Genomic DNA, 25,285 nt, shown 5'->3' with positions numbered 1-25,285 from the left:
AGCCTGTGATCAGCCTGCCAGCACCGCCTCGGCCGCCGCGATGGCCGCCTCGGCCTCGCTGGCGTCCTTGGCGCCGCCCTGCGCAAGATCGGGACGGCCACCGCCGCCCTTGCCTCCGAGCGCCGCGACCGCCGCCTTGACCACGTCCACCGCCGAGACGGTGGCCTTGAGGTCCTCGGTGACGCCGGCGGCCACGGCCACCTTGTCCCCGGTGTCGGCGATCAGCAGCACCACGCCCGAGCCAAGCCGCGACTTGTGCTCGTCGATCAGCGGCGGCAGGTCCTTGCCGGAGACGCCCGAGAGCACCTGGCCGACGAACTTCATGCCGTTCACTTCACGCGCTTCGGCACCGCCGCCCTGCCCGGCACCGCCGGCCATGGCGAGATCGCGGCGCAGCTGGGCGACCTCGTTCTCGAGCTTGCGGCGCTCGTCGAGCAGCGCGGAGACACGGGTGACCGCCTCTTCGCCAGTGACCTTCAGCAGCCCCTCGATACCCGAGAGCGCCTTGTCGCGGCCGCGCAGCGCGGCCATGGCGGCTTCGCCGGTCAGCGCCTCGATGCGGCGAACGCCGGCCGAGGACGCCGATTCCGAGGTCAGGGCAAACATGCCGATGTCACCGGTCTGCGCGACATGGGTGCCGCCGCAGAGCTCGAGCGAATAGGTTTGGCCGTCCGAGCCCTTGCCGGAGCCCGAGAGCGTGCCCATGGAGACCACGCGCACCTCGTCGCCGTATTTCTCGCCGAAGAGTGCCTGTGCGCCGAGGGCGCGGGCGTCGTCGGGGGTCATGATGCGGGTGCTCACCGCCGAGTTCTGGCGGATGAAGGCGTTCACCTCGGTTTCGACCTGCGCGATCTCTGCGGCGCTCAGTGCCTTGGTGTGCGAGAAATCGAAACGCAGGCGGTCGGGCGCGTTCAGCGAGCCACGCTGTGCGACGTGATCGCCCAGCGCGCGGCGCAGCGCCTCGTGCAGCAGGTGGGTCGCCGAGTGGTTCGCGCGGATCTTGCCGCGGCGCTTGTGATCGACCTCGACGGCCACCGTATCGCCCTTGGCAAAGGTGCCCGATTTCACCGTCACCATGTGGCCGGTGAGCTTGCCGCCCGCCAGCTTCTGCGCGTCGGTGACCTCGGCCTGATCGTCTTCATCCTCGAGCCGGCGCAGCCAGCCCTTGTCGCCGACCTGGCCGCCGCTCTCGCCGTAGAACGGCGTCTGGTTCAGCACGACCCAGCCGCTTTCGCCTTCCGCCAGCTTGTCGACCGCGGCGCCGTCCTTGACCAGCGCGAGGATCTGACCCTCGGCGGTCTCGGCATCATAGCCGAGGAAGTCCGTCGCGCCCTTCTCTTCGGCAATGTCGTACCAGAGGGTGAGATCCGCAGCCTCGCCCGAGCCGGACCAGGCCGCGCGGGCCTTGGCCTTCTGCTCGGCCATCGACTTGTCGAAGCCCTCGGTGTCGACCTCGCGGCCACGCTCGCGCAGGGCGTCCTGCGTCAGGTCGAGCGGGAAGCCATAGGTGTCGTAGAGCTTGAAGGCCGCCTCGCCGGGCAGCTTGGCGCCCTCGCCGAGACCGACAAGTTCGTCGTCGAGCAGCTTGAGGCCGCGGTCGAGCGTCTGCTTGAAGCGGGTTTCCTCCAGCTTCAGCGTCTCTTCGATCAGCGCCTGCGCGCGATGCAGTTCGGGATAGGCCGCACCCATCTGGCGGACCAGAGCGGGCACCAGACGGTGCATGACCGGGTCCTTGGCGCCCAGCATGTGCGCGTGGCGCATGGCCCGGCGCATGATCCGGCGCAGCACGTAGCCGCGGCCGTCGTTGGAGGGCATCACGCCGTCGGCGATCAGGAAGGAGGTCGAACGCAGGTGGTCGGCGATCACCCGGTGGTGGGTCTTGCCGGGGCCGTCCGGATCGCTGCTGGTGGCGTCGGCCGACGCCTCGATCAGCGCGCGCATCAGGTCGGTGCCGTAGTTGTCATTGGTGCCCTGCAGCAGCGCCGCGACCCGCTCGATGCCCATGCCGGTGTCGATCGACTGCATGTCGAGCGCGCGCATCGAGCCGTCCTCGAACTGCTCGTTCTGCATGAAAACGACGTTCCAGATCTCGATGAAGCGGTCGCCGTCCTCCTCGGGCGAGCCCGGAGGGCCACCCCAGAATTTCTCGCCGTGGTCGAAGAAGATCTCGGTGCAGGGGCCGCAGGGGCCGGTCGGCCCCATCTGCCAGAAGTTGTCCGAGGTGGCGATGCGGATGATCCGGCTTTCCGGCACGCCGATCTTCTTCCACAGCTCGAAGGCCTCGTCATCGGTGTGATAGACGGTGGTGTAGAGACGCTCGGGCGAGATGTCGAAGTGCTTGGTTACCAGTTCCCAGGCAAAGGGGATCGCCTCGGCCTTGAAGTAGTCGCCGAAGGAGAAGTTGCCGAGCATCTCGAAGAAGGTGTGGTGCCGCGCGGTGTAGCCCACGTTGTCGAGGTCGTTGTGCTTGCCGCCGGCGCGCACGCATTTCTGTGCGGTCGTGGCGCGTTTGTAGTCGCGGTTCTCCACCCCGGTGAAGCAGTTCTTGAACTGCACCATCCCGGAGTTGGTGAACATCAGCGTGGGGTCGTTGCGGGGGACAAGCGGGCTCGAGGGCACGATCTCGTGGCCCTGCTTGGCGAAGTAGTTCAGAAACGTCGAGCGAATGTCGTTCAGCGTGGGCATGGGTGTTCTCTTGCGCCTCGTCTGCGGGTTCCGGACGGGTGTATATCCCCATCCCGCCCCTGTCCATAAGCCGCCCGCGAAAAGCGTTAGGGTATGAGGTGCTGCCGAGAGACCCCGATCGAAAGGTGCGGCGCGGGCCGGTGGGCCCCTGCGCTCAAGGTGGCGCTGCACAGGATGAGTTCAGCCTTCGGTTGCTTCCACTTCAAGAGAGTGCGTGCACGTCGTGCGGAGGAGCCAATGCGCCCGCCGGGACCGGCAGGCGTTGACCCGGCGAGCCTTGGCCCTGCTTCCGGACCGACCCGCGTATGGCCTACACGCGGCGCACTCTTTGCCCCGGCAGGGCCTCGTCGGCCACCAGCCAAAGCCCCGAACCGATCACCAGCGCCGCACCGAGCATGGCGCCGGGGCCCGGCAGCTCGCCGAAACCGAAAAAGCCGATGCCCACCATCCAGATGAACTGCAGGTTCATCAGCGGCGTCGCCACATAGGCCGGCAGCAGTCGCAGCGCCTCGACCGAGACATAGCGCGCGCCGAAAAGGACGAGCGCGTAGCCCGTCACCCAGAGCCAGTCCGCGAGCGGCATCGGTTGCCAGACGAAGGGCAGCGCCAAGCCCATGGCCAGCGCCAGTGCAAGGTTGGGCCAGAAGACCTGCGCCAACGGCTTGCGTTCGCGCCGGGCGATGGCGCGGGCGGCCACCATCGAGCCCGTCCCCGACAGCGCCGCCAGCAGCGCCCAGAGATGACCCGCGTCCAGTCCCGCCCGGCCCTCGGGCATCAGGAAGAGGATGCCGCAGGCCCCTGCCCCCAAAGCCAGCCAGGCGGCGGGACGCACCGGCTCGCCCAGGGCCGCGCCCGAGAGCGCAGCGGCAATGAGCGGCATCAGCCCGATGAAGAGGAAGACATCGGCGAAGGGCAACAGGCGGAATGCCTGGAAGAAACCGACGGCGGCGAGCACGGTCAACAGCGCGCGCAGTGCCATTGTCCCCTGGCTCGCCACGCCGAGCACCAAGCGCGGTGGCCCCTGCCTCAGCGCCGCGCCGAACGCGAAGACCAGCACCATCCCGGAGGACAGGGCAAAGAACTGCGGCGCGGCATAGCCGCCGGCGATCAGCTTGGTGATCCCGTCCGCCGCGGCGATGAGCGCGGTGTAGAGCGCAACCAGCGCGGCGCCGGTAAGCGCCGCTCTCATGTCCGGCCCGCCCGGGCGAAGCCTTCGAAGAAGGCGTCGAATTGCGCCGTCTCGCGCGCCATGGCATCGAGCAGATCGAGCACCATGGGCGGCAGCACCCCGTGCATGCGGCGGCGCATCACCGGCCAGTCGGCGCAGCGCCCGCCCTTCATTGCAAGCAGCGCCCGCGACAGCTCGCGCAGCGGGGCGACGCGCCCCCGCGCCCGCTCGAAACGCATCGGCCCCGGCTCAAGCGCCTTGCGGAAAGGCTCCTCGCCCATGGACGCCAGGTGCCAGTTGCAGACGAGAAAGTCGTGGTAGCCGTCCTGCAGCGGTCCCTGCGTGGCCTGATCCGACCTGAAGAGATCCGTCTCTCGACCCAGCCAGCGGGTCCAAAGCGAGGGCGGCTTCTCCCCGGCGTAGTGCAGCGCGATGCAGACCTCGGCCAGCAGGTCGGAATTCTGCTCGAGAAAGGCGAGGTGGCCGGTGAACTGAAGGCTGGTCAGCGCCTCTTGTCCCAGCCCCGGATCGCGGCGCCCGTATTCGCTGAGGTAGAAAACGATGTGGGTCAGCTCGTAGGCCGCCTTCTTGTTGGGCAGCGCAAAGGTGCCGGGCCGGGCGCAAAAGGCGCGCAGCCGGTCTTCCAGGCCGGGGTCCGCCGGGCCCGCGACGCCGCGACGCGCCAGCAGTCGCCGCGCCTCCATGCGCTGCAGGTCCGAAAGTTCGGCCCCGGGCAGCCCCGCGGAGCGGACGGTTTCGGCCATGCGTGCACCTGCGTTCCCGGACATGCCCAGGTCTTCGAGGTCGAGCACCATGGACAGCAGGAAGCGATAGTACTGCGGGAAAAAGGACAGCCGCTCCTCGGCGGAGGCGTAGAACTCCGCATGCGGCAGCAGCGCCTTCGGGCGGACCCAGCCCCGCGCTTTCGCCCCGGTGCATTCGAGGATGTTCAGCAGTTCCGCGTTTTCCTTGAGCCAGAAGACATCCTCCTCGTGGCGTCGATGATGCGCGAAACAGGCGATCAGCGCTGCGACGCGATCGTTCGGGGCGGCAACGCGGGGAGCCGGGCGAAAAGCGACGATATTGGACATGCGAGGGGCCTTTCTGCGCGCGGAAGAGCGGAAAAAGAAGCAGGGCGCGGGTCACGGGGCCGGACTGGCGGGCCGCGCGCGACGTGCGCCGGGGGACAGGCGGGCACCACAGCGGTGCCCGCCCGTTCCGCGAGGCGTCAGGCGCCCGAGGTGAAGAGCGCGGTGGCCTCGCCCGCACCGATCTCCGAGCCGCGCGGCGCGGCGCCCGAGGTGAAGAGCCCCACGGCCTCGCCCGCGGAGGTCACCGGCCCGGCCCCCGAGGTGAAGAGCGCGGCGCCCTCGCCCGAGGCGATCTCGGCCCCCGCGGGAGCGGCCCCCGAGGTGAACATCTCCGCCCCATGGCCGAGCAGCGTTTCGCTCCCAAAGGGCGCGGCACCCGAGGTGAACATGGCGCAGCCCTCTCCGGCGAACAGGTCGTGTTCGACAGATGCCTGAGTTGCTTCGGTCACGGTTTGCTTGAGTTGAGCAGTCATGGAAGAGCTCCCTGGTTGGATTGGCACGAGAAACGTGCTTCAGGGTTTCTTGCGATGCGTGCTTCAGGCAATATGGTTTCTTGTTAAGGTAGATTAATACAGGAGTTTTTCACAGAAACAATAACTTACAATTCATACGCTCTTGGCGACAATCTCGCTTCCCCACAGAAAGATCTTTTCTGGGGATAGTTTCCTTCGCGTCAGCCAAGACCGTGAATTGGCCCCGAATCGCAGTGCGACTCGCCCGAATCGCCGGGTAATCCGGACAGCCGGACTTGTCCCTCTGCCGGCTTTGCGCGATAGCTGGCGCAACTTCCGGAGGGCACCAGATGAAGATCGCCACCTTCAACATCAACGGCATCAAGGCGCGCGTCGGCGCGCTCGGGGACTGGCTCGACGAGGCGCAGCCCGATGTCGCGCTGCTGCAGGAGATCAAATCGGTCGACGAGGCCTTCCCGCGCGAACTCTTCGAGGAGCGCGGCTACAACGTCGAAACCCACGGCATGAAGAGCTTCAACGGCGTGGCGATCCTCTCCAAGCACCCGCTCGAGGATGTCAGCCGCGGCCTGCCCGGCGACGACAGCGACGAGCAGGCGCGCTGGATCGAGGCGACGGTCGTGGGCGAGAAGGAAGCCGTGCGCCTCTGCGGGCTCTACCTGCCCAACGGCAACCCGGTGGAGTTCGACGCAGAGGGTCAGCCGATCCGCGATGGCAAATACGGCTACAAGCTGGACTGGATGGACCGGCTGCACGCCCGCGCGCAGCAGCTTCTGGCCGATGAGACCCCCGCCCTGATGGCGGGCGACTACAACATCATCCCGCAGGCCGAGGATGCTGCCAAGCCGCAGGCCTGGGAGAAGGACGCGCTCTATCTTCAGCAGAGCCGCGACGCCTTCCGCCGCATCCTCAACCTCGGATTCACCGAGGCCTTCCGCGCCCGCGTGCAGGGGCCGGGGCACTATTCCTTCTGGGATTACCAGGCCGGGGCGTGGCAACGGAACAACGGCATCCGCATCGACCACGTGCTGATGACCCCTTCCTGCGCCGATCTGATGGTGGATTGCGGCATCGACCGCGACATCCGCGGCCGCGACAAGCCGTCGGACCACGTGCCGGTCTGGGTCGAGCTGGATATCTGAGCCGCCCCGCCTCGAACCGCCACGCCCCCATGCCAAGCCACAGGCCCGCGCTTGCACCCGCGCGGCGCCCGTCTTACATCTGAGTAGAACAGTCTGACAGCGGAGTCCGCCCACATGGCAATAGAAGCGACGGAGATCGAACAGCTCATCCGCGCCGCCTTCCCCGAGGCCAAGATCACCATCACCGACCTTGCCGGAGACGGCAATCACTACGCCGCAGAGGTCATCGACGAAAGCTTCCGCGGCCAGAACCGCGTCCAGCAGCAGCGCGCCGTCTACGCCGCGCTGAAGGGCAAGATGGACGGCAACCATGGCGAGCTGCACGCGCTGGCGCTCACCACCAAGGCCCCCGAGTAAGACCACCGGACCAGACACAGACATCCACGCCGCGCCCGGCCAACACGCAAGGGGCGCGCGCAGACAGGAGACAGAGATGACGACCGACGCGACCACCCAGATCGAAGAAACGGTGAAGGCGAACGACGTGGTGCTCTTCATGAAGGGCACCAAGACCATGCCGCAATGTGGCTTCTCCAGCCGCGTCGCGGGTGTGCTCAACTACATGGGCGTCGACTACCTCGACGTGAACGTGCTGGCCGATGACGCCATCCGCCAGGGCATCAAGGATTACTCGGACTGGCCGACGATCCCGCAGCTCTACATCAAGGGCGAATTCGTCGGCGGCTGCGACATCGTCACCGAGATGACCCTCTCGGGCGAGCTCGACACGCTGTTCGAGACCAGCGGCGTGACCTACGACAAGGACGCCGCCGAGAAGATCCGCGAAGCCAACGCCTGATCCGGTCGGCGATGCCGACCGTGGCCGAGATCACCATCCGCACGGCGGCGAGTCCCGACGACTTCGCCGCCGTGCGCAGGCTCTGCCTCGCCTACCGCGAGGACCTGCGCAGCCACCATCCCGCCGCCCCGGCGCTGGTGGATCTCTTCTATCCCGATCCCGCCTATTCTGACCTGCTGGACGCCCTGCCCGGCAAGCATGACGCCGTGCTGCTGGCAGACCTTGGCGGCGCGCCCGTCGGCTGCGCCATGTCGCAGCGGCTGCCCGACGGCAGCACCGAGATCAAGCGGGTCTATGTCGCCCCCGAAGCGCGCGGCCACGGGCTCGCCGGGCTGCTGGTGGAAGAGCTGGCAACCCGTGCCCGCGCTGTCGGCGTGCCGCAGATGCGGCTCGACACGATGAAGACGCTGGGCGCCGCCTGCCACCTCTATGCCAAGCTCGGGTTCGTCGAGCGCGGCCCCTACCAGCCGATCCCCGAGCAGGCGCTGCCGCATCTGCGCTTCTTCGAACGCCGTCCCTGAGCGGCAGGATCACCCCGGAAGCGTGACCACGAGGGCGCCGCTCTCGGTCGCCACCACAGTATGCTCGTATTGCACCACCGGCGCGCAGGGCTCGCTGTAGAGCGTCCAGCCATCTTCGCCCTCGCTGGCCCAGAGCCCGCCCATGGACAGGAAGGGCTCGACGGTCAGCACCAGCCCCTTGGTGATCCGGCGGCGCTCGCCACGCACCGGCCAGGTGGGAATTTCCTCGGGATACTCGTGCAACGAATGGCCGACGCCATGGCTCGCGAGATTGCGGATCAGCGTATAGCCCTTCTCGCCGGCGAAACGCCCGATGGCATTGCCGATGCCCGCGAGTGGACGGTCGGCGCCGACCTGCGAGATACCGATCTGCATCGCCTTCTTGCCGTCCCGGCAAAGCCGGTCGAGTGGCGATTTCACCGGATCGACCCGGAAGGTCGCACCGGTATCGGCGAAGATGCCGTTCTTCGACGCCGAGACGTCGATGTTCACCAGATCGCCGCGCTTGATGACCCGAGGGCCCGGGATGCCATGGGCGATCTCTTCGTTGATGCTGATACAGGTGGCCCCGGGGAAGCTGTAAGTCGCCTCCGGCGCGGATTCGGCGCCTTCGCGCTCGAGCATCTCGCGCCCGATCGCGTCGAGCTCACGCGTGGTCATTCCCGGCTCGATCGCCTTTGCCATGCCCTGCAGGGTATTGGCGACGATGCGGCCGATGTCCTTCAACCCGGCAAGATCGTCCATGTCGTTGATCGTCATATTCGGCCCTCAGCTCTCGCGCGGTTCGATGGCCCAGACTAGCGGGGACCGGCGGCGCTGTCCCCCGCCAGATGTGAGCAGCCCGGTTGCACCCGCTGCAAACCGCCAACAGAAAGGGCGCGCCAGCGGCACGCCCTGCGTCTGCGGCCCTTGCACAGGTCAGCTCCCGGCGTTGGGGTCCTCGTAGACGCCCTGCTCCTTCAGCGCGTCGATGACCTCCTTGGGCATGTAGGTCTCGTCGTGCTTGGCAAGGATCTCGCTGGCACGGAACACGCCGTCGACATAGCGGCCGGTGCCGACCATGCCCTGGTTCTCGTCGAAGAGATCGGGCAGCACCCCCTCGAAGACCACCGGCACCGAAGCGCCGCCGTCGGTTACCGAGAAGCTGATCTCGTGCCCCTGGCCGCGCACCAGCGATCCTTCCTCGACCAGCCCGCCAATGCGGAAGGTCTCACTCGGCGAGGGCGGCGCCTCGACCACCTGGCTCGGCGAGCGGAAGAAGTTGATGCCGTCGCGCATGGCGTAGCCGATCAGCCCGGTCGACACGACCAGCGCCACCGCGGCGAGCGCCACGATCTGGATGCGCCGCTGCTTCTTCAGCGATTTAAGACCCATCTTGCTCTCCCAAGCACGAATGCCGTTCTCCCTATATGGCATCTTACGTGCCCGAAAGAACCGCACCAAATCAAATTGCGTCACCGCGCCGCGGCCTTCCTCCTTCGTCTAGAGGAAAATATCCCCGGGGTGCGGGGGCAGCACCCCCGCCCGACGCGCTTGCAGCGATGTCAGGCCGCTTCGAAGGTCAGGGACCGTTTCAGGAACTGCGTGGCATGGACCGAGACCTTGCGCGGATCGCCCGTGGTCAGGAAGCGGCTGTCCTTGCCCGGCCCGTACATGTCGGGATGGCGCTCGAGGTAGTCGGCGAGCGAGGAGGCGACGAGGTTGGCCTGCGAATAGACCTTCACCTCGGGCCCCAGCGCGTCCTGGAAGACTTCCTGCATCAGCGGGTAATGGGTACAGCCGAGGATAGCCGCCTGCGGCTCGGGCATCTTGCGCTTCAGCGCCTCGACATGGCTGCGCACCAGTGCCTCGGCGAGGATCATGTCGCCTTCCTCGATGGCATCCACCAGCCCGCCGCAGGCCTGCGCCTCGACATCGACGCCGATGGCCCGGAAAGCCAGCTCGCGCTGGAAGGCGCGGGAGCGCACGGTGGCCGGCGTGGCAAAGAGTGCCACGTGCTGCACAGCCACCTCGCGCGGCGGCGAGTTATCGCCCCATTGCCGTTCGGTCAGCGCCTCGATCAGCGGCACGAAGACGCCGAGCACGCGCTTGCCCTTGGGCAGCCCGCCCTCCTGCATGCGCCGCAGCGCCGCCGCCGAGGCCGTGTTGCAGGCGAGGATCACGAGGTCGCAGCCGGCATCCCACAGCGCATTCACCGCATCGACGGTCAGCTTGTAGATGTCATCTGCGTCGCGCACGCCATAGGGTGCGTGGCTGCTGTCGGCGTAATAGACAAAGGGAACCTCGGGCAGCCGCTTGGCCACGGCGTCGAGGACCGTGAGCCCGCCAAGCCCGGAATCGAACACACCAACCGCCATTCTCTGCCCTCCTTGCCGGGATCTCTGCCCGGTCTTTCGCGCTGGCACCGCAGCGACTCACGCCGCGGAAGCCTTGGGCAAAGGTCTTACGGCGCTTTGCTTTGGAGGTCCATTGCGCCTTGCCGCGGGCTCACGACATCGTTCGCCGTTCCCAGATTGCGGCGAAGAGGCCGCAAAGAGACGCGGGCGCTTTCCCCGCGCCCCCGGGATATTTGGGTCTAGAGGAAGGGGCGAGGCAGCGCTTTTTCCGCCTCGCCCGGGAGGGTCATTCCGCAGCCTGCGCCAGAGGAGCGCCACCGGCGCGGATGACCGCGAGCAGTTCCTCGCGGCGCTTGGCCGCCTCGCGCTCGTTGGCTTCCTTCACCGGGCCGTAGCCACGGATGCGCAGCGGCAGTTCGGCCAGCGCCACGATCGCATCGAGGGTCTCGGGCGTCACCTTGGGCAGCACCTCGGCCATGTCGCGCTCGTATTGCGCGATGAGGGCGCGTTCCATCCTGCGCTCTGCCGTGCGGCCGAAGGGATCGAGCGCCGTGCCGCGCAGCCACTTGAGCCGCGCCAGCAGGCCGAAGGTCTTCAGCATCGACTCGCCGTAGGTCTTCTTGACCGGCCGCCCGTCCGAGCCCTCTTTGGCCAGCATCGGCGGGGCGAGGTGGAAGCTCATCTCGAAGCCGGGTTCGAAGGTCTCTTCGGCCTTCTTCCGCGTCTCGAGATGCATGCGGGCCACCTCGTACTCGTCCTTGTAGGCGAGCAGCTTGTGATAGCCCTTCGCCAACGCCTCGCGCAGGCGCGGGTCGGCGATCGGTTCGACCAAACCGCGGTATTTCTTTGCCAGCCGCTTGTTCTGGTAGACCGCCAAGTGATCGGCGCGGAAGGTGACCTTCTCGTCGAGCGACTTCGGCTTCTCGACCACCTTCGGCGCACTCAGGGCTGCCGCCTCGGCGGGATGGAGCACCGCCCAGCGGCCGATCTCGAAGGCGCGCAGGTTGCGCTCGACCGCCGCGCCGTTGAGGCGGATCGCCTCCTCGATGGCATCATGCGGCAGCGGAAGGAGTCCCTGCTGCCATGCCGCGCCGAGGATCATCATGTTCGAGAAGATCGAGTCGCCCATGGTGATCCGCGCCAGTTCGGTGGCGTCGAAGATCGCCAGCCGGTCCTGCATCCGCGCCTCGAGCGCCACGCGCAGCTGGTCGAAGGGCAGCTGGAATTCGGTGTCGCGGGTGAACTCGCCGGTGATGATCTCATGGCCGTTGACCACCGCCCCAGTGCGACCGCGCTTGGTGAGGCCGAGGGTCTTGGCCCCGGCGCTGACCACCAAGTCGCCGCCGATCAGCGCGTCGGCCTCGCCGGTGGCCACGCGCACCGCCGAAATGTCCTCGGGGCGCTTGGCCAGTCGCAGGTGGATGTGCACCGCGCCGCCCTTCTGCGCGAGCCCGGCCATCTCCATCATGCCCGCGCCCATGCCGGCGATCTGCGCCGCCTGCGCCAGCACCGCGCCGACCGTGACGACACCCGTGCCGCCGACGCCGGTGATCACCACGTTGTGGGTCTTGTCGATCACGGGCAGCTGCGGCTGTGGCAGATGCGGCAGGTCGAGGTCGGTGGTTTCGCCCTTGCGCATCTTCGCGCCCTTGAGCGTGACGAAGGAAGGGCAAAAGCCCTTGAGGCAGGAGTAGTCCTTGTTGCAGCTCGACTGGTCGATGGCGCGCTTGCGGCCAAGCTCCGTTTCGGCGGGCACGATGGACACGCAGTTCGACTGCACGCCGCAATCGCCGCAACCCTCGCAGACGTCGGTGTTGATGAACACCCGCTTGTCCGGGTCCGGGAAGGCGCCCTTCTTGCGGCGGCGGCGTTTTTCAGCGGCGCAGGTCTGGATATAGAGGATGACCGAGACGCCGCCGATCTTCTCGAAGCGCTTCTGCACGGCCTCCATCTCGGAGCGCTCGAAGGTCTCGATGCCACCGGGGAAAAGGTCGAAGTTCACCTCTTCCTTCTCGTCGTAGACCACCGCCAGATGCTCGACGCCCATGGCCTTCAGCTCGCGCGCGATGCGATCCGCCGTCAGCCCGCCCTCGTTGGGCTGGCCGCCGGTCATGGCGACGGCGTCATTATAGAGAAGCTTGTAGGTGATATTGGTGCCCGCGGCGAGCGCGGCGCGGATCGCCAGCGAGCCGGAGTGGTTGTAGGTGCCGTCGCCGAGGTTCTGGAAGACGTGGCTGCGCTTGGAGAAGGGCGCCTCGCCGACCCAGTTCACCCCTTCGCCGCCCATGTGGGTGAAGCCGGTGGTTTCGCGGTCCATCCACTGCACCATGTAATGGCAGCCGATCCCGGCGTAGGCGCGCGAGCCCTCGGGCAGCTTGGTGGAGGTGTTGTGCGGACAGCCCGAACAGAAGTAGGGCAGCCGTGCCGCGAGGTCGGGGGCATTGTCGGCCTTGCGCGCCTCGTCGAGCGCGGTCAGCCCGGCCTTGATGCCGTCGGTGCCGCGGCCTTCCTCGACGAAGATCTCGCCGAGCTTCTGGGCGATCCACACCGGATCGAGCGCGCCGCGGGTGGGGAAAAGCTCTTCGCGGTGCATGCCACCTGCCCCGCCCTTGTACCAGCCGTAGACGCGGCGGCCGCGACGGTCGTCGAAGATCGCTTCCTTGACCTGGACCTCGATCAGCTTGCGCTTTTCCTCGACGATGACGATCAGATCGAGCCCCTCGGCCCAGTCATGGAAACCCTTCATGTCCAGCGGGAAGGTCTGACCCACCTTGTAGGTGGTGATCCCCAGACGCTCGGCCTCGGCCTCGTCAATGTTGAGCAGCGACATCGCGTGCTGCAGGTCGAGCCAGTTCTTGCCCGCCGCGACGAGACCGATCTTGGCGCCGGGCTTGCCCCAGACGCGCCTGTCCATCCTGTTGGCGTGGGAGAACTCCTCGGCCGCGAAGCGCTTGAAGTCGATCATCCGCGCTTCCTGAAGGTGCGGCGTGTCGCCGAGCCGGATGTTCAGCCCGCCTTCGGGCATCAGGAACTCCGGGGTGACCAGCGACATGCGGTCCGGGCGGCCGTCGACGACGGCGGTGGCCTCGACCGTGTCCTTCATGGTCTTAAGGCCGACCCAGAGGCCGGAGAAGCGCGACAGGGCGAAGCCGTAGATGCCGAAGTCCAGCACCTCCTGCACGCCCGCGGGCGAGACCACCGGCATGTAGGCATCAACCAGCGCCCATTCGGACTGGTGCAGCACCGTCGAGCTTTCGCCGGTGTGATCGTCCCCCATGGCCATCAGCACGCCGCCGTGGGTCGAGGTGCCCGCCATATTGGCGTGGCGCATCACGTCGCCCGAGCGGTCGACGCCGGGGCCCTTGCCGTACCAGAGGCCGAAGACCCCGTCGTACCTGCCCTCGCCGCGCAGCTCGGCCTGCTGCGCACCCCAGAGGGCGGTCGCGGCCAGGTCCTCGTTCAGACCTTCCTGGAAACGGATATCGTTCTCGACGAGCAGCTTTCCAGCGCGCTTCATCTGGATGTCGACGGCGCCCAGCGGCGAGCCGCGGTAGCCTGTCACATAGCCGGCCGTGTTCAGCCCGGCGGCGCGATCGCGCTCTTTTTGCATCAGCATCAGGCGAACCAGCGCCTGTGTCCCATTCAAAAGGACCGGACTCTTGCTTAGATCGAACCTGTCCTGCAGGGAAATTGCTTGCTTGCTCATGCGCGCCTCCCATCGCTCATAGTGCTTGCAGCCGTGCCCCATGATAGGTCACACATGCTGACCCGGATAGGGAAATTTTCGTTATTTTCCCACACTCGGGTAAGATGTGTTTCCGTTAATCGTTCCTGTCGTATACAGGGCGCCAAAGTTGAATAAGATGCCGCCATGGATTGGGATAAGCTCAGGATCTTTCACGCTGTCGCAGATGCGGGCAGCCTGACTCATGCGGGAGATGCGCTGCATCTGTCGCAATCCGCGGTCTCGCGGCAGATTCGTGCGCTGGAGGAGGCGCTCGATACCACTCTTTTCCACCGTCACGCCCGGGGACTGATTCTCACCGAGCAGGGGGAGTTGCTGTTCGACGCCACCGCCTCGATGGTGAAGCGCATCGACAGCGCCACCGCGCGGATCCGTGACAGCGAGGAAGAGGTCTTCGGCGAACTGAAGGTCACAACGACCCACGGCTTCGGTGTGCTCTGGCTGGCTCCGCGCCTGACCAAGCTCTACGAGAAGTACCCGGACCTGAAGATCGACCTCATGCTCGAAGAGCGCGTGCTCGACCTACCGATGCGCGAGGCCGACGTGGCGATCCGCATGAAGGAACCCAGCCAGGCGGACCTGATCCGCAAGCGGCTGATGTCGATCCGCATGCGCATGTATGCCTCGCCAGCATACCTCGAGGCGAATGGCCTGCCCGAGTCGCTCGAGGATCTCTCGTCGCACCGGCTGATCTGCCAGAATCCCAACTCCGCGCAGGTGCTCTCGGGCAAGGCGCTGGTGCAGAAGCTGCTCACCTATGACATCCGCACGGGTCTCACGGTGAACAACTACTTCGGGGTTCTGCAGGCGGTGATCGCCAATCTCGGCATCGGCGTGCTGCCCGACTACATCATCGAGGATTTCCCGCATGTGGTCCGGGTGCTCCCCGACGTGGAGAGCAACGAGGTGCCCGTTTTCCTCGCCTACCCCGAAGAACTGCGTCATTCCAAGCGGGTAACCGCCTTCCGCGACTTCGTGCAGGACGAGATCTTCGCCCATCGGCGGCAGTTGAAAGCGATGGGCGCCGACTGACGGCGCCCAAAAATCAGGCGCCATGCAAACAATGCATGGCAGCAATGTCCGATTGAGGCCGTTTCTTCCCTTGATCGACTCAAGACTGATCACATATTCAGCACACGAAGCTTGAAGCGCCCTAGTGCGCATCATCTTCAACCTCCCTGTTGGACTTCGGCCGAGCTTTGTGCTCGGCCTTTTTTTTGCCGAATCGCAACAGGTTGCTTCGGCGGGACCGCGTCTTGCGCTACCCTTCCGCATGAACAGGGAGGACGAGATGGCAGCGGATGAGATTTCCCCGGGCAACACGGCGCAGCAGGCCTTCTGGACCGAAGGACCCGGCCTCAACTGGGTCGCCATGCGGGAGGAGCTCGACACGCTGCATTCACATCTCTCCGAATTGGTCCTCACCCGCGCCGCGCCGCAGCCCGGCGAGCTGGTCCTCGATCTTGGCTGCGGCGCGGGCGCGACGACGCTGGCGCTCGCCGAGGCGGTGGCCCCCGAGGGACATGTAACCGGCATCGACGTCTCGACCTCGCTGCTCGAGGTGGCCCGCGCCCGCGCCGAGGCGCTGGACGGCATCCGTCCCGATTTCATCCATGCCGACGCGCAGGTCTGGCGGCCGCAGGCCCCCGTGGACCTGTGCCTGTCCCGCATGGGCGTGATGTTCTTCGACGATCCGGGTGCGGCCTTCGCCAATATCCTGCAGTTCCTGAAGCCCGGCGGACGTCTCGCGTTCATCTGCTGGCGCGGAATCGACGAGAACCCGTGGTTCGACCTTCCGATGAAGGCTGCAGTGGAACACCTCGGCCCGCCCGCCCCCGGCGATCCCGATGCTCCCGGCCCCATGGCCTTTCGCGATCCGGAGCGGGTGCGCGGCATTCTCTCCCGCGCGGGGTTTTCCGACATCTCTATAGAGACGGTGGAAGCCGAACTGCGTCTGCCGCAGGGCATGAAGGCCGCCGATCTCGCCACGCGCATCGGCCCCGCCGTGCGGCACATGCGCGACAAGGGCGCCACCGAAGCGCAGGCGCAGGCCATTCAGAATGACATTCATGAGGCCTTTGCCCCCTATGAGACGCCCGAAGGGGCCAAAGTGCCCGCAAGAATGAACCTTGTGACCGCCCGAAGGCCTTGACCCCTCTTCCCCCTTTGCCGCCCTTGCCTTAAAGAGCGCACCAACCACGCTAAGGGGAGTCAGGATGCAGGAACCGTCCATCACCGAAGAGCTCATTGCCGCCCACGGGATCAAACCCGATGAATACGAGCGGATCCTGCAGATCATCGGCCGCGAGCCGACGTTCACGGAGCTGGGGATCTTCTCGGCCATGTGGAACGAGCACTGCTCCTACAAGAGCTCGAAGATCCACCTGCGCAAGCTGCCGACCAAGGGCCCGCAGGTCATCTGCGGCCCGGGCGAGAACGCCGGCGTCGTCGACATCGGCGATGGTCAGGCCGTCATCTTCAAGATGGAAAGCCACAACCATCCCTCCTACATCGAGCCCTACCAGGGCGCGGCGACGGGCGTGGGCGGCATCCTGCGCGACGTCTTCACCATGGGTGCGCGCCCGATCGCGGCGATGAACGCCCTGTCCTTCGGCGAGAAGGACCACCACAAGACCCGTCAGCTGGTGCACGGCGTGGTCGAGGGTGTCGGCGGCTACGGCAACTGCTTCGGCGTTCCGACCGTCGGCGGCGAAGTCCGTTTCCACCCCGCCTATAACGGCAACTGCCTGGTCAACGCCTTCGCGGCGGGCCTCGCGGACACCGACGCCATCTTCTACTCCGCGGCCTCGGGCGTCGGCCGCCCGGTGGTTTACCTCGGCGCCAAGACCGGCCGTGACGGCGTTGGCGGCGCGACCATGGCCTCGGCAGAATTCGACGAGACCATCGAGGAGAAGCGCCCCACCGTTCAGGTCGGCGACCCGTTCACCGAAAAGCGCCTGATGGAAGCCACGCTCGAACTGATGCAGACCGGCGCGGTAATCTCGATCCAGGACATGGGCGCTGCGGGCCTGACCTGCTCGGCCGTGGAAATGGGCGACAAGGGCAACCTCGGCGTGCGCCTCGACCTCGAGAAGGTGCCGGTGCGCGAAAAGAACATGACCGCCTACGAGATGATGCTCTCGGAGAGCCAGGAGCGCATGCTCATGGTGCTCGACCCGGCGAAGGAAGCCGAGGCCAAGGCGGTCTTCGACAAATGGGACCTCGACTTCGCCATCGTCGGCGAGACCATCGCCGAGGACCGTTTCCTCATCGTGCTGAACGGTGAAGTGAAAGCCGATCTGCCGCTCAAGGCGCTCTCGGGCACCGCGCCCGAGTATGACCGCCCCTGGGTCCCCACCCCCGCCGCCGAACCGCTGGCCGATGTGCCGGGTGTCGATCCGATCGACGGTCTGAAGGCGCTGGTCTCCTCGCCGAACTACTGCTCGCGCGAATGGGTCTACGAGCAGTACGACAGCCAGGTCATGGCCGACACCGTGCGCATCCCCGGCTTCGGTGCCGGCGTGATCCGCGTGCATGGCACCGACAAGAAGCTGGCCTTCTCCTCGGACGTGACGCCGCGCTACGTGCGCGCCAACCCGGTCGAGGGCGGCAAGCAGGCGGTGGCGGAAGCGTACCGCAACCTCGTCTCCGTGGGCGCGCGCCCGCTGGCGACCACCGACAACATGAACTTCGGCAACCCCGAGAAGCCCGAGATCATGGGTCAGTTCGTCGGCGCCATCGACGGCATCGGCGCGGCCTGCCTCGCGCTCGACACGCCGATCGTCTCGGGCAACGTCTCGCTCTACAACGAGACCGACGGCGAGCCGATCCTGCCGACGCCGACCATCGGCGCCGTGGGCCTGATCGCCGCCGGCGAAGAGCCGATCCTCGGCTATGCCCGCGAAGGCCACGTCGCACTGCTGGTCGGCGATACCGCCGGCCACCTCGGTCAGTCGGCCCTGCTCGCAGAGGTCTTCAACCGCGAGGAAGGCGACGCCCCGGCGGTCGACCTCGAGGCCGAGCGCCGGAACGGCGAGTTCATCCTAGCCAACCGTGACTGGATCCGCAGCTGCTGCGACCTGTCGGACGGCGGGCTTGCCATGGCGGCCTTCGAGATGGCCGAGGCCTCGGGCGTCGGCGTTCAGCTCGACGTGGCGGACACTCCGACTCTCTTCGGCGAGGATCAGGGCCGCTACCTGATCGCCTGCAACTTCGACGCCGCCGAGGCGCTGATGACCGCAGCTTCCGCCGCTGGCGTGACACTGACCACGGTCGGCAAGTTCACCGGCGACACGGTGCGCTTCGGCAGCAGCGAAGCGCCGCTCTCGGAGCTTGCCGCCGCCTACCGTGGCAGCTTCGCCGAGTTCTTCGGCTGAGACCGACGGCTCCGCTTCGGCGGGGTCCGGCTCATTGGTGCCGTCGCTTTCGGCGGGTTCTCGCCCCTCAGACGCCGCGTTTCCATTGGGACGCGGCGTTTTTCTTTCCCAAACGTCAATCTGACACAAAACACGACAAATCTCTCAAGCTCCCAACCTTGCACGCTTGAAGCAATGTCCTAGATTAATCATGCACCACCAATAAGAGCGCAAACCAACGTCTTCACAATCACAGGTAGACGGCCGCGTGCTCAGCCGACCCAGAATTCCGAGTTACATAAGATACCATGAACAATTGGGACGACCTCCGGTTCCTTGTCGCACTGTCCAAGACCGGCACGATGACCGCTGCAGCCAAGCTCCTCGGGACCAACACCGCGACCGTTTCCCGCCGGATCGAGCGCCTGTCGGAGACGCTCGGCGTCCCGGCCTTCGTGAAAACCGCAGACGGCTGGCGCCCCTCGGAGGCGGTGCGCGAATTGATCAATGTCGCGCAAAACTTCGACGGTCAGCTCAAGTCCACCCTGAACAACCATGGTGTCGGGCTCGACGTCGACACGGTCACACTGAGCCTGGGTGCGTCGCCGATCATCGCCTCTCTGGTGCTGTTTCCCAGCCTCGGAGCTCAGGCAGAGTTGTTGCCCGGTGTCCAGCTGACCGTGACCGAACGCCGGCAGCGCGAAGGCCTGGGCGAGAACGATCTGGTGGTTCAGTTCGGCCGCCCCGACCAGGGCCGCATCGTGGCCCGCAAGGCCGGCAAGATGAGATTTCGCCCCTATCGGTTCGTCAACTCCCAGCCGGACGGAGAATGGGCCGGGCTGAACGTCACCCCGAGCCGCTCGCGCATCCTGCGGCAAGCCTACGACGCCTTCGGCAAGGACCCGAAAATCCGGGTGGACAACTTCATCGCCCTGCACGCGCTCATGCAGAGCACGCAAATGGCCGGGCCGCTTCCGGATCTCCTTGCGCGCAAGACCCCCGGTCTAGAACCGCTGCACCCCGACATCGCTCCCGAGACTCTGGAATGTTGGCTGTTCTATCACGAGAGCCGTCGCTCCGACTCCGGGATGCGCCGGGCCGTAGACTGGATTATTCAATGTTTTGAACGCTTTGAAGCTCAACCAGAACAGGGGGGAGAAGACTTCTAGGTTGGTTTACGCAAAGTTAGCATTGAACAATTCCTGCTTGGTTTTGTGATGATCGAATGTAACACTGTGAATGTGTAAAGAACCGGACCATTTGATTCCGGTCTACGAGAGCAGGACTATGGTTGGCTTAATTCCTTCTTTTCAGTGCGCATTGCGTGTGATGCTTGCGGCAATTCTCGGCCACACTGTCGCGCTCGATATCTTTGTCAGTGACCCGGCCCTGTCAGACGCTTTCGCGGTCAGATTGCCCGGCCTCGCGGCGTCGATCATGTGCATCCTGCTGGCCTCCATCGCGATCTGGCTGATCCTCGGCGTCGGCACGCGGACCGTGGCGCTTTCTGGGACAGCTCTTTACCTGGCCCATGACATGCTGCTCGCAGCTCCCGGCGTGCCGCAGATCACAGCCATGCACGGGTCGTTCATCGTCGTCTTCCTGGCCCTTCCGCTGATCATTTTCGGCGGCGGCAGGTTCAGTCTCAACGCGGCTCTCCCGCCGGAGCCCGCCTGAGAACAAACTACCACTCACGGAAAACCAAAAGCGGCCCCGAGGGGCCGCTTTTTCCGTCCTGTCCGGATGCCTGTCAAAGCGCGTAGAGATCGCCGAACTTGGCTTCCAGGTACTCCAGCAGCGGGGCCTCCGAAGGAGCGAAGCCGCAGGCCCGCTCGATCACCTCGCGCGGGGTATAGAGCCCACCGTGGCGCTGCACGTTCTCGCGCAACCAGCCCGTCGCCGCGCCGAGATCACCAGCCGCCATCTGCGCGTCAAGGTCCGGCACGGCCTGCCGCAGCGCCTTGTTCAGGCAGCCGGCGTAGACATTGCCAAGGCTATATGTCGGGAAGTAGCCGAACAGCCCGGCCGACCAGTGCACATCCTGCAGCACCCCGTCCGAGGCCTTGTCCACGGCAAAGCCGAAGTCCGCCGCGAAGCGCTCGTTCCACGCCGCCTCGAGATCGTCGACGGCCAGATCACCTGAGATCAGCGCGCGCTCGAGATCGAAACGCAGCAACACATGGAGATTGTACTGAACCTCGTCGGACTCGGTTCGGATGTAATTGTTCTGCACCGAATTGACGCTCGCGTAGAACGCTTCGGGATCGAGCCCCAGGTCGCCGAACTGCGCCCGCATCTGCCCGTGCAACCAGCCGGTGAAGGCGCGCGAGCGGCCAAGCTGGTTCTCATAGATGCGGCTCTGGCTTTCATGCACGCCCATCGACACGCCCTCGCCGAGCGGCGTGAAGCGGTAGGCCGGAGCAATCGCCTGTTCGTAGGCGGCGTGGCCGGTCTCGTGGATGGTCGAGTAGATGCAGTTGAAGGGATCGAGCGGATTGGTCCGCGTGGTGATCCGCACGTCGTCGCCGCTGCCCGAGCTGAACGGGTGCACCGCCTTGTCGAGCCGCCCCCGGGACATGTCGTAGCCGAAAGTCTCGGCCAGCTTCTGCGCCAGAGCCATCTGCGCGGCGTCGTCATAGGTACCGCTGAGCGGCTTCGGCGCGGGCCGCTCGAGGATTGCCTGCCGCAGCGCCACGAGACGCGGACGCAACGCGCCGAACATGTCCGACAGCTGTTGCGCCGTGGCGCCGGGCTCGTAGTCGTCGAGCAGCGCGTCATAGACATCACCGCCCGCCGCCAGCGCCGCGCCCTCTTCGCGCTTCAGTGCAACGACATCCCGAAGCACCGGCGCAAAGGCGGCGAAATTGTCATCAGCCCGCGCCTCGGCCCAGATGCGATGCGCCCGGCTGGTCAGCCGCGCCAGATCCGCCGCCAGCTTGCCCGGCACGCGGCCCGCGCGTGTGAAGCTGCGCGTGATGTGCCGCAGCTGCGCCTGCCCCACTTCGTCGAGCGCCCCGGCGTCGATCGCCGCCAGCCACTCGCCGACGCGCGGATCGGTCCGGCGGGCGTGCAGCACGCTCTCCAGCGCCGCGGTTTCCTCGGATCTCTGCTCCGCCGCGCCATGCGGCATGGTGGTCTCCTGGTCCCAGCCAAGGCGTCCGGCCACCTGCGCCAGCGCCCCGGTCTCGCGCTGGAACGCCATCAGATCATCAAATGCACTCATCTCAGCGGGCCTCGCGGATCGATTGGGTTTTCGGGAATTGCGCGCCGAACCGCGCGCGCAGGATCAGCACCCAGAGCACCACGGCCCCGAGCTGGTGGGTGATCGCGATGTGCCAGGGCGCGATGTAGAGCACCGTGGCGATGCCCAGCACCACCTGCACGCAGAGCATCGCCATGACCGCATTGAAGCGGAAGCGGGTGTCGGCATTGGCCGACTTGCGGCCCCGCAGCCAGACCACCACGCCGAAGATGAACACCAGATAACCCATCATCCGGTGCATGAACTGCACGAGGCCCGGGTCCTCGAAGAAGTTGCGCCAGACCGGCACCAGGTCGAAGGGCTGCGGCGGGAAGAAGCCGCCCGCCATCAGCGGCCAGTCGGTGAACGAGCGGCCCGCGTCGATCCCGGCCACCAGCGCACCCAGAAGGATTTGCAGGAAGGCGGCGTGCAGCAGGCCGGTCGACATGGAAAAGAGCTTCGGCTCGCGCAGGCGGCGCGCCTGCATCAGGTCCCGCTCCTGCCGACCCAGCAGGAAGATGTCCCAAGCGATGAAACCGAGGATGATGAAGGCGAGACCAAGGTGTGTCGCCAGCCGGTAGGAGGCCACGGCGATCATGTCGCCCACGAGCCCCGAGGAGACCATCCACCAGCCCACGGCTCCCTGCAGCCCACCGAGCGCGCCCAGAAGCAGCAGCCGGCCGGTCCAGCCTGTCGGAATTTGCCGTGCCACGAGGAAGACGAGGAAGCCGAGCGCCCAGACCAGGCCGATCACCCGGCCGAGCTGCCGGTGGCCCCATTCCCACCAGTAGATGCCCTTGAACTCCGCCAGGGTCATGCCCTTGTTGATCAGCTCGTATTGCGGGATCTGCTGGTAGAGGGTGAATTCCTCCTGCCACTCGGCCTCGTTCAGCGGCGGGATGGCGCCGTGCAGCGGCTTCCATTCGGTGATCGACAGGCCGCTGTCGGTCAGCCGGGTCAGCCCGCCGACCACGATCATCGCCATCACCAGTACGAAGAGCAGCATCAACCAGACCCGGATCGCGCCGCGCGCGCCGCCGCGCCCCTTGTCGATCATGCCGCCCGCCGGGGCGGCCTTCGGGGTCTCCGCCCCAACCTCTTCAAAGAGCTTGCGGTTTCCGGCCATGGTCTTCTCCTACATCCGTCGCGGCGACGATAGGGGGGCGCCTGCGCCCCATCAAGCCGCCTTCAAGCAACCTGCGCGGGTCAGCCGCGCTCTTTCCAGCGCACCATCTGGCGCATCACCCCGTGCAGGGTCTTCACGTCCTCGCGGGTCAGCGGCATGCGGCTCCAGAGATTCCGAAGCGTGAGCTTCATGCTCTCGGCCTTGTGCTCGGGGAAGAAGAACCCCGCCTCGGTGAGCCGCTCCTCGTAGTGCTCGGCCAGCTTCTCGACCTCGATGCCGCTGGCCCATTCGGCCCCCGCCATCTCGACCCGCAGCGCCTCGATCTCCGAGGACGCCCGCTGCCATTCATAGGCGCAGAGCAGCACGCATTGCGCGAGGTTGAGCGAGGGGAACTCGGGGTTCACCGGAACGTTGATCAGCGCATTGGCCAGAGCCACGTCGGAGTTTTCCAGACCGGCGCGCTCGGGGCCGAACATCACCGCGACCTTGCCGCCCTGCGCGATGCGCTCCGCCGCCTCCTTCATCGCCTGCTCGGGCGAATAGACCGGCTTGGTGAGCCCGCGCATCCGTGCGGTGGTGGCAAACACCAGGTCGCAATCCTCGACCGCCTGCGCCGTGGTCTCGACCAGCTGCGCCTCGTCCAGCAAACGCCCGGCCCCCGAGGCCATGGCCACGGCCGACGGGTTCGGCCAGCCGTCGCGCGGGCTCACCAGACGCATCCGGTCCAGCCCGAAATTCCACATGGCCCGCGACGCGGCCCCGATATTCTCGCCCATCTGCGGCCGCACCAGCACGAATGCGGGCTGCCTCGTCTCGCTCGGCATGACAAACTCCGTAAATCCGGCTTCCGCATAGTCCCGTGCGGCGCGAAGAGCAAGAAAGCGACAGGTCCCCGCCCCGATTTGTCTCGCCTCGCCCCAAGAGCTTGCTGCGCACCGCCGCGACTGCCAAGAGGGACGAGAGCCGATAACCGGAGCCCCGATGACCCTCAGAGACGCCCGCCCCGAAGATGCCTCCGCCCTTGCCGCCCTCTCGATCGAGGTCTGGCTCGGCACCTATATCCGCCGCGGCGTGACGGCGGAATTCGCCGACTATGCGCTGGATACCTTCACCCGGGCGAACTTCGAGCGCTGGCTGGCGCTGCCCGCCGAGCGTTTCATCGTCAGCCAGAACGAGGAGGGAATCGACGGCTTCCTGCGGCTCTCGCAGGGCGCGCCCGGGCCGCTGCCCGGCTGCTCTGATACCGAGATCACCACGCTCTACGTGCAGCCCCGCCACAAGGGCCACGGCATCGGCCGCAACCTGCTGCAGGCCGGTCTCGGCGCGGCGCTGGCGCTCGATGCACCCTCCGTCTGGCTGGCAACCAACTCCGAGAACACCCCCGCCATCGCCTTTTACCAGGCGCAGGGTTTCGAGCGGATCGGCCGGACCTACTTCCGCATCGGCGAAGAAGCCTATCCCAACGACGTCTTCCGCTACGCCTTCCCCCGGCACTGAACGCCCTGCGCTTCCACATGGCAAAAATATCCCCGCCGGAGGCCTCCGAGGGCTAAGCTGGGCGCAGCATCGGAGGGACGTATGAGCTACGATGAAGGCCTCGCCGAGATCGTCCGTGATGACCTCGGCCCATTGCCCGGCCTGAGCGAGAAACGCATGTTCGGTGCCCTGTGTTTCCTGCTCGACGGCAACATGATCTGCGGCGTGCGGGCCGAGGGCGGGCTCTACCGGGTGGGCAAGGAGGCACAGGACGCGGCGGCCGCGCTCGCGGATGTCGGCCCCGCGATCATGGGCGGCAGGCGCATGGGCGGCTACGTCGAGGCCAGCCCCGAGGCCATGGCCGACGATGCCACCCGCGCCCGGCTCACCGCACTTGCCCTGAGCTTCGTTCGAAGCCTGCCACCGAAATGACGCTGCCCCCTTCCGTGCGCCCTAAAGGCACGATATAGGAGCGCAATTCTCACGTCAGGAGCCGCGCCATGGCCGAAGCAGACCAGCCTCAGCTCTATCTTGTCACCCCGCCGGAGTTCGACCTCTCGAGCTTCCCGGACAAGCTCTCCTCGGTGCTCGATGCTGCCGAGATCGCCTGCATGCGGCTCTCGCTCGCCACCCGCGACGAGGACCGGTTGCTGCGCGCCGCGGACGTGGTGCGTGAGCTGGCACATCGCTACGACATCGCGCTGGTGATCGACACCCATGTGGTGCTGGCGCAGCGCCTTGGGCTCGACGGCGTGCATCTGACCGACGGCTCGCGCTCGGTGCGCGCCGCGCGCAAGGACCTCGGCCCCGACGCCATCGTCGGCGCCTTCTGCGGCAGCTCGCGCCATGACGGCATGGTCGCCGGCGAGGCGGGGGCGGACTACGTCGCCTTCGGCCCGCTCAGCGGCGAGGCGCTCGGCGACGGCACGCTGGCCGATTTCGAGATCTTCGAATGGTGGTCGCAGATGATCGAGGTGCCGGTCGTGGCCGAGGGCGGGCTGACCCCGGAGCTGATGGCGAAGCTTGCCCCGGTGTCCGACTTCATCTCCATCGGTGAGGAGATCTGGAACACCGAAGATCCCGCCGCCACGCTGAAGTCCCTGATCGCCGCAATGGGCTGATCTTTCAGC

General features: G+C 66.5%; 23 protein-coding genes. 12 read left to right on the top strand and 11 right to left on the bottom strand.

Translation table 11 applies throughout. The features are described 5' to 3' along the window. Positions 1-9: 9 nt before the first annotated feature. The 4 genes from alaS to BM397_RS01265 form a co-directional block, all read right to left on the bottom strand. Positions 10-2,685 carry an alanine--tRNA ligase gene (gene alaS / locus BM397_RS01280; RefSeq protein WP_092426331.1) on the bottom strand — a complete coding sequence of 892 codons (2,676 nt, stop codon included), beginning with the start codon at positions 2,683-2,685 and terminating at the stop codon, positions 10-12. Between the two features lie 310 nt (positions 2,686-2,995). Further along, entirely contained in the window at positions 2,996-3,874 is an 879-nt protein-coding gene (locus BM397_RS01275; RefSeq protein WP_092426334.1) for a DMT family transporter, read from the bottom strand. Then, positions 3,871-4,944 carry a DUF6902 family protein gene (locus BM397_RS01270; RefSeq protein WP_092426337.1) on the bottom strand — a complete coding sequence of 358 codons (1,074 nt, stop codon included), beginning with the start codon at positions 4,942-4,944 and terminating at the stop codon, positions 3,871-3,873. The genes BM397_RS01275 and BM397_RS01270 overlap by 4 nt, the downstream gene beginning before the upstream one ends. Positions 4,945-5,081: 137 nt before the next feature. Next, positions 5,082-5,417, bottom strand: coding sequence for a DUF6749 family protein (locus BM397_RS01265; protein ID WP_092567347.1), 336 nt, complete (start codon positions 5,415-5,417; stop codon positions 5,082-5,084). Positions 5,418-5,746: 329 nt separating this feature from the next. Between BM397_RS01265 and xth the strand changes: the two genes are divergently transcribed. The 4 genes from xth (at position 5,747) to BM397_RS01245 (ending at position 7,876) form a co-directional block, all read left to right on the top strand. Further along, the gene (gene xth / locus BM397_RS01260; RefSeq protein WP_092426342.1) at positions 5,747-6,556 is read left to right on the top strand and encodes an exodeoxyribonuclease III; all 810 of its coding nucleotides are present in this window, start codon (positions 5,747-5,749) and stop codon (positions 6,554-6,556) included. Between the two features lie 114 nt (positions 6,557-6,670). After that, entirely contained in the window at positions 6,671-6,913 is a 243-nt protein-coding gene (locus BM397_RS01255; RefSeq protein ID WP_092426344.1) for a BolA/IbaG family iron-sulfur metabolism protein, read from the top strand. 76 nt (positions 6,914-6,989) lie between these two features. Continuing rightward, entirely contained in the window at positions 6,990-7,355 is a 366-nt protein-coding gene (grxD, locus tag BM397_RS01250; RefSeq protein ID WP_092426347.1) for a Grx4 family monothiol glutaredoxin, read from the top strand. 20 nt (positions 7,356-7,375) lie between these two features. After that, complete coding sequence (locus tag BM397_RS01245) at positions 7,376-7,876, top strand: GNAT family N-acetyltransferase (RefSeq protein WP_176806707.1); 501 nt, start codon at positions 7,376-7,378, stop codon at positions 7,874-7,876. Positions 7,877-7,885: 9 nt separating this feature from the next. Here BM397_RS01245 and map read toward each other — a convergent pair whose 3' ends face one another. From map to BM397_RS01225, 4 genes are all read right to left on the bottom strand, one after another. Beyond that, complete coding sequence (gene map / locus BM397_RS01240) at positions 7,886-8,635, bottom strand: type I methionyl aminopeptidase (protein ID WP_092426353.1); 750 nt, start codon at positions 8,633-8,635, stop codon at positions 7,886-7,888. Between the two features lie 159 nt (positions 8,636-8,794). Then, positions 8,795-9,250, bottom strand: coding sequence for a cytochrome c maturation protein CcmE (gene ccmE / locus BM397_RS01235; protein ID WP_092426355.1), 456 nt, complete (start codon positions 9,248-9,250; stop codon positions 8,795-8,797). Positions 9,251-9,420: 170 nt separating this feature from the next. After that, a complete protein-coding gene (gene murI, locus BM397_RS01230; protein ID WP_092426357.1) occupies positions 9,421-10,233 on the bottom strand; it encodes a glutamate racemase in 813 nt (270 codons plus the stop codon). A 265-nt stretch (positions 10,234-10,498) separates the two neighbouring features. Continuing rightward, complete coding sequence (locus tag BM397_RS01225; RefSeq protein WP_092426801.1) at positions 10,499-13,918, bottom strand: indolepyruvate ferredoxin oxidoreductase family protein; 3,420 nt, start codon at positions 13,916-13,918, stop codon at positions 10,499-10,501. A gap of 165 nt (positions 13,919-14,083) precedes the next feature. Here BM397_RS01225 and BM397_RS01220 point away from each other — a divergent pair, with 165 nt between their 5' ends. From BM397_RS01220 to BM397_RS01200, 5 genes are all read left to right on the top strand, one after another. Next, positions 14,084-14,989: a LysR family transcriptional regulator gene (locus BM397_RS01220; protein ID WP_092426359.1), complete on the top strand. Its 906-nt coding sequence runs from the start codon at positions 14,084-14,086 to the stop codon at positions 14,987-14,989. A 259-nt stretch (positions 14,990-15,248) separates the two neighbouring features. Beyond that, entirely contained in the window at positions 15,249-16,109 is an 861-nt protein-coding gene (locus BM397_RS01215) for a class I SAM-dependent methyltransferase (RefSeq protein WP_092426803.1), read from the top strand. Between the two features lie 64 nt (positions 16,110-16,173). Continuing rightward, positions 16,174-18,333, top strand: coding sequence for a phosphoribosylformylglycinamidine synthase subunit PurL (purL, locus tag BM397_RS01210; protein WP_092426361.1), 2,160 nt, complete (start codon positions 16,174-16,176; stop codon positions 18,331-18,333). A gap of 287 nt (positions 18,334-18,620) precedes the next feature. Continuing rightward, a complete protein-coding gene (locus tag BM397_RS01205; protein WP_092426363.1) occupies positions 18,621-19,481 on the top strand; it encodes a LysR family transcriptional regulator in 861 nt (286 codons plus the stop codon). 118 nt (positions 19,482-19,599) lie between these two features. Further along, positions 19,600-19,989 carry a hypothetical protein gene (locus BM397_RS01200; protein WP_092426365.1) on the top strand — a complete coding sequence of 130 codons (390 nt, stop codon included), beginning with the start codon at positions 19,600-19,602 and terminating at the stop codon, positions 19,987-19,989. A gap of 73 nt (positions 19,990-20,062) precedes the next feature. On the opposite strand, the gene BM397_RS01195 is transcribed toward BM397_RS01200, so the two are convergent. From BM397_RS01195 to BM397_RS01185, 3 genes are all read right to left on the bottom strand, one after another. Beyond that, a complete protein-coding gene (locus BM397_RS01195; RefSeq protein WP_092426367.1) occupies positions 20,063-21,535 on the bottom strand; it encodes a carboxypeptidase M32 in 1,473 nt (490 codons plus the stop codon). Between the two features lies 1 nt (position 21,536). After that, positions 21,537-22,679: a heme A synthase gene (ctaA, locus tag BM397_RS01190; protein ID WP_092426369.1), complete on the bottom strand. Its 1,143-nt coding sequence runs from the start codon at positions 22,677-22,679 to the stop codon at positions 21,537-21,539. Positions 22,680-22,759: 80 nt separating this feature from the next. Beyond that, positions 22,760-23,503 (bottom strand): RNA methyltransferase, encoded by a 744-nt coding sequence (locus BM397_RS01185; protein WP_092426372.1) that lies wholly within the window; start codon positions 23,501-23,503, stop codon positions 22,760-22,762. A 157-nt stretch (positions 23,504-23,660) separates the two neighbouring features. Between BM397_RS01185 and BM397_RS01180 the strand changes: the two genes are divergently transcribed. The 3 genes from BM397_RS01180 (at position 23,661) to BM397_RS01170 (ending at position 25,276) form a co-directional block, all read left to right on the top strand. Beyond that, positions 23,661-24,176: a GNAT family N-acetyltransferase gene (locus tag BM397_RS01180; RefSeq protein WP_092426374.1), complete on the top strand. Its 516-nt coding sequence runs from the start codon at positions 23,661-23,663 to the stop codon at positions 24,174-24,176. An 81-nt stretch (positions 24,177-24,257) separates the two neighbouring features. Next, positions 24,258-24,587, top strand: coding sequence for a TfoX/Sxy family protein (locus tag BM397_RS01175; RefSeq protein WP_092426376.1), 330 nt, complete (start codon positions 24,258-24,260; stop codon positions 24,585-24,587). 68 nt (positions 24,588-24,655) lie between these two features. After that, the gene (locus tag BM397_RS01170) at positions 24,656-25,276 is read left to right on the top strand and encodes a thiamine phosphate synthase (protein WP_092426378.1); all 621 of its coding nucleotides are present in this window, start codon (positions 24,656-24,658) and stop codon (positions 25,274-25,276) included. Positions 25,277-25,285 lie beyond the last annotated feature (9 nt).

The organism is Alloyangia pacifica (genome assembly GCF_900116195.1).
Lineage (GTDB): Bacteria > Pseudomonadota > Alphaproteobacteria > Rhodobacterales > Rhodobacteraceae > Salipiger > Salipiger pacificus.
The sequence above is the reverse complement of the archived record's forward strand: the minus strand, read 5'-3'. Positions and strand labels throughout refer to the sequence as shown.

Excerpts from the sequence above, each read along its gene's own strand:
- alaS (WP_092426331.1), bottom strand. The coding sequence starts at position 2,685 with ATGCCCACGCTGAACGACATTCGCTCGACGTTTCTGAACTACTTCGCC.
- BM397_RS01275 (WP_092426334.1), bottom strand. The coding sequence starts at position 3,874 with ATGAGAGCGGCGCTTACCGGCGCCGCGCTGGTTGCGCTCTACACCGCG.
- BM397_RS01270 (WP_092426337.1), bottom strand. The coding sequence starts at position 4,944 with ATGTCCAATATCGTCGCTTTTCGCCCGGCTCCCCGCGTTGCCGCCCCG.
- BM397_RS01265 (WP_092567347.1), bottom strand. The coding sequence starts at position 5,417 with ATGACTGCTCAACTCAAGCAAACCGTGACCGAAGCAACTCAGGCATCT.
- xth (WP_092426342.1), top strand. The coding sequence starts at position 5,747 with ATGAAGATCGCCACCTTCAACATCAACGGCATCAAGGCGCGCGTCGGC.
- BM397_RS01255 (WP_092426344.1), top strand. The coding sequence starts at position 6,671 with ATGGCAATAGAAGCGACGGAGATCGAACAGCTCATCCGCGCCGCCTTC.
- grxD (WP_092426347.1), top strand. The coding sequence starts at position 6,990 with ATGACGACCGACGCGACCACCCAGATCGAAGAAACGGTGAAGGCGAAC.
- map (WP_092426353.1), bottom strand. The coding sequence starts at position 8,635 with ATGACGATCAACGACATGGACGATCTTGCCGGGTTGAAGGACATCGGC.
- ccmE (WP_092426355.1), bottom strand. The coding sequence starts at position 9,250 with ATGGGTCTTAAATCGCTGAAGAAGCAGCGGCGCATCCAGATCGTGGCG.
- murI (WP_092426357.1), bottom strand. The coding sequence starts at position 10,233 with ATGGCGGTTGGTGTGTTCGATTCCGGGCTTGGCGGGCTCACGGTCCTC.
- BM397_RS01225 (WP_092426801.1), bottom strand. The coding sequence starts at position 13,918 with ATGAGCAAGCAAGCAATTTCCCTGCAGGACAGGTTCGATCTAAGCAAG.
- BM397_RS01220 (WP_092426359.1), top strand. The coding sequence starts at position 14,084 with ATGGATTGGGATAAGCTCAGGATCTTTCACGCTGTCGCAGATGCGGGC.
- BM397_RS01215 (WP_092426803.1), top strand. The coding sequence starts at position 15,249 with ATGGCAGCGGATGAGATTTCCCCGGGCAACACGGCGCAGCAGGCCTTC.
- purL (WP_092426361.1), top strand. The coding sequence starts at position 16,174 with ATGCAGGAACCGTCCATCACCGAAGAGCTCATTGCCGCCCACGGGATC.
- BM397_RS01205 (WP_092426363.1), top strand. The coding sequence starts at position 18,621 with ATGAACAATTGGGACGACCTCCGGTTCCTTGTCGCACTGTCCAAGACC.
- BM397_RS01200 (WP_092426365.1), top strand. The coding sequence starts at position 19,600 with ATGGTTGGCTTAATTCCTTCTTTTCAGTGCGCATTGCGTGTGATGCTT.
- BM397_RS01195 (WP_092426367.1), bottom strand. The coding sequence starts at position 21,535 with ATGAGTGCATTTGATGATCTGATGGCGTTCCAGCGCGAGACCGGGGCG.
- ctaA (WP_092426369.1), bottom strand. The coding sequence starts at position 22,679 with ATGGCCGGAAACCGCAAGCTCTTTGAAGAGGTTGGGGCGGAGACCCCG.
- BM397_RS01185 (WP_092426372.1), bottom strand. The coding sequence starts at position 23,503 with ATGCCGAGCGAGACGAGGCAGCCCGCATTCGTGCTGGTGCGGCCGCAG.
- BM397_RS01180 (WP_092426374.1), top strand. The coding sequence starts at position 23,661 with ATGACCCTCAGAGACGCCCGCCCCGAAGATGCCTCCGCCCTTGCCGCC.
- BM397_RS01175 (WP_092426376.1), top strand. The coding sequence starts at position 24,258 with ATGAGCTACGATGAAGGCCTCGCCGAGATCGTCCGTGATGACCTCGGC.
- BM397_RS01170 (WP_092426378.1), top strand. The coding sequence starts at position 24,656 with ATGGCCGAAGCAGACCAGCCTCAGCTCTATCTTGTCACCCCGCCGGAG.